This is a genomic window from Baaleninema simplex PCC 7105 (assembly GCF_000332355.1).
GTDB classification, from domain to species: Bacteria; Cyanobacteriota; Cyanobacteriia; order Cyanobacteriales; family Geitlerinemataceae; genus Baaleninema; species Baaleninema simplex.
Genome location: NZ_KB235961.1, coordinates 91124 through 94088 on the forward strand (window position 1 = coordinate 91124; position 2965 = coordinate 94088).

Here is a 2965-nt window from a genome sequence, read left to right on the forward strand (position 1 = left end):
CGCCCCGTCAAAGCGTCCGACATCTCGAACCCGTGGGACTGCCTTTTGAAACCCGCGTTATCGACGAACAGCCGATTGCCGTCTTTCAGTTCGATCGCCTCAAACCCCACGAAGCCCGAATTTTTGGATGGAGAGCCATCTTAGAAGTGCGGGGCATTAAATATCACTTCAAACCCCGCGACGTAGACGATTTACCAGAAATGCCGCCGGAATACCAACAGCGGTATCTGGTGGATAACGATAACTTGGCGATGGATACTGAAACCGTACAACGGGCAGCCCGCAACGCGATCGGCACTGAAACCAACCTGTTACGCCAAGTTCTCAACATCCGCGATTACGTCTACGATCGCCTCGAATACGGCATCAAACCCCACATCGACACCCCCGACATCGTCCTCAAACGAGGAATGGGATCTTGCGGCGAGTACGTCGGGATTTTACTGGCACTGCTGCGACTCAACGGTATCGCTTGCCGAACCGTCGGACGTTACAAATGCCCCGATCGTGCCGAATCTCGAGAAGTTGCGCTACAACCGGACTTCAACCACGTTTGGCTGGAGTTTCTCATTCCAGGCTACGGTTGGATTCCCATGGAATCGAACCCAGACGATATGCACGATCGCGGTCCTCATCCCCTGCGGTTTTTCATGGGGTTAGCTTGGTATCACATCGAACTCGTTAAAGGGGTGAAGTTCGAGAGTTTAGTTCGCGACGGCAAACGCATCCCTAAAGAAGAAGTGTCCTTGGGCGATTTGGCTATCAACCACGTGCGCTTCCGCATTTTGGAAGAATTACCCCCCAAGCGGTGATGGAGAAGCACCCACATCCTTCGCAAAGGCTTCAAAGACTACATTGTAACGACGTTTCCAATAAACGCCGAGATTAAGAGCGCGAACTGGCTCTTCTTTGTTGACACTAACGTTTTCAAAGACGTGATACTGTCCCAGTTGAAAGCCTCGGTGTTTTAAGGATTGACATCGAGGCTTGGCATCCGCCACATAGGTAGGGCTTGCTGAAAAGAAGTGAAAAGCTTACGACGTAAGGCTTAGAGGAGTCTTGACGTGGCTTCGAGAACCCGAAAAAGAGGTAAAATTGGAAATTCCCGTGCATCCGGCAAGAAAAAATGTATCGAAAATCACAAAATCCTGACGCGCCCGAAGAAGCCTTTGAACTTCCTTTTGAAGGCAAGTTGTGTGAAGAAAATCGTTGGGTAATTTTGGCGAACCTCATTCCCTGGGCAGAATTTGAGGAAGAATATGCCCAGAATTTTTCTGAGGAAATGGGAGCGCCAGCGAAACCGTTTCGGATGGCACTGGGAGCCTTAATTATTAAAGAAAAATTGGGAATAAGCGACCGAGAAACTGTCGAACAAATTAAAGAAAACCCTTACCTACAGTATTTTATCGGGGAAAAGAGTTATCGAAACGAAGCGCCTTTCGATCCTTCAATGATGGTTCATTTTCGGCAAAGGATTGGTCGCTCTCTACTTCAAAAAATAAATCGAAGAATTGTCCGACAAGCTCGAGGATTTCAACGGGAGGAATCTAGCACAAAAAAGTCAGAAGGAGTCGAAAGAAGAAAGAAAATAGAGGGAAACTCTTAATCGATGCGACCGTCGCACCTGCCGATATCAAATACCCCACCGATGTCGAACTGTTAAATCAAGACGAGGAAAACCACCGAACTCATCCTAGACATTTTATATAAATCCCTGAAGGGCCAACTGTCTAAAAACCTAGAACCCACCGAAAACTCGCCCGAAAAGAGTATCTCAAATTTGCCAAAAAGAGGAGACCCTCTCGCAAAGAAAGAAGAAATGCTGTCAAAAAACAACTCCAATATCTTCAACGAAACTTCCAAAACATTGAGAAATTAATTGAGAAAGGAGCGAGCCTAGAATGCTTAAGCCGAAGGCAATACAGGAATTTATTAGTCTCCAGTGAAATTACCCGTCAACAGCAGTGGATGTGGTCAAATCATAAAAATAAATCGAAAATCGCATCGTCAGTTTAACACAACCTCATCTCCGTCCAATCGTCAGAGGCAAGGCAGCAAGTCCTACGGAATTCGGGGCTAAGTTATCAGTCAGTTGTGTAGAAGGATATGTATTTCTCGGCTCTTCGGAGTTTAGGGTGACAGAAAAACTAACTTCACGAGATTTCAAGGGTTTTGGCTCTCGAATTTTCAATTTTTTGTATTATGGTATACATTTATAACCACAAACTCCGAAGACCCTATTTCTCGAAAAAATTAGTTGGGATAATTATAATGAAAGTGGAGATTTAATCTCGCAAGTCGAAGCTTACAAAGACTATACGGGAGTTTACCCCTCATCGGTTCACGCCGATCGAATTTATCGAACCCGAGCTAATCGAGCTTGGTGTAAAGAAAGAGGAATTCGTCTCAGCGGACCGCCTTTAGGAAGACCTCCTAAAAACCTCAGCCGAGAAGCCAAAAAACAAGCCCAGGAAGATGAGCGCATTCGTAATGCAATCGAGGGGAAATTTGGACAAGCCAAAAGAAGATTCAGCTTAAGTCGTGTTATGGCTAAACTGCCTAATACTTCGGAAACCTCCATCGCTCTGACCTTTTTAGTGATGAACCTGGTGAAGCTGCTGAGGCAGTTTTACTGTCTTTTTTTGTGTCAATTTTTCCCAAACTTCATAATTTTGTCGAGAAATATTATTGTAACTTATAAAGTGGACGAGTTAAGTCAATTCAGATTTATACCTTGAACAAGACGGCTTCTTGTTCATTTTCCACCCCCAGCTTTTGATAACTTTTTCAGCAAACCCTACCTTAGGCATCACCACTGACCGTCTCCATTCCGCCGCTGCAACGATTTGTTATGCTGCGCCGCGCTTGCCTAGACTAAGGGTTTTGAATCAATTCTTGAACTAAAGATTCAGCACCTTTATTCATTTTCTCCTCATCTTCGTTCCTTAGTCGTGAATAAAGCCAG

At 45.3% G+C, this 2965-nt stretch carries 1 protein-coding gene and 2 pseudogenes; all 3 read left to right on the forward strand.

Features of this window, described 5'->3' with window-relative positions:
- On the forward strand, positions 1-812 hold an 812-nt coding region (locus GEI7105_RS32455; protein WP_017663177.1), incomplete at its 5' end, for a transglutaminase-like domain-containing protein.
- Between the two features lie 314 nt (positions 813-1126).
- A pseudogene (locus tag GEI7105_RS35515) lies at positions 1127-2111 on the forward strand (IS5 family transposase); the annotation flags it as partial.
- Between the two features lie 129 nt (positions 2112-2240).
- Positions 2241-2738: pseudogene (locus GEI7105_RS35520) on the forward strand (transposase); the annotation flags it as partial.
- Positions 2739-2965 lie beyond the last annotated feature (227 nt).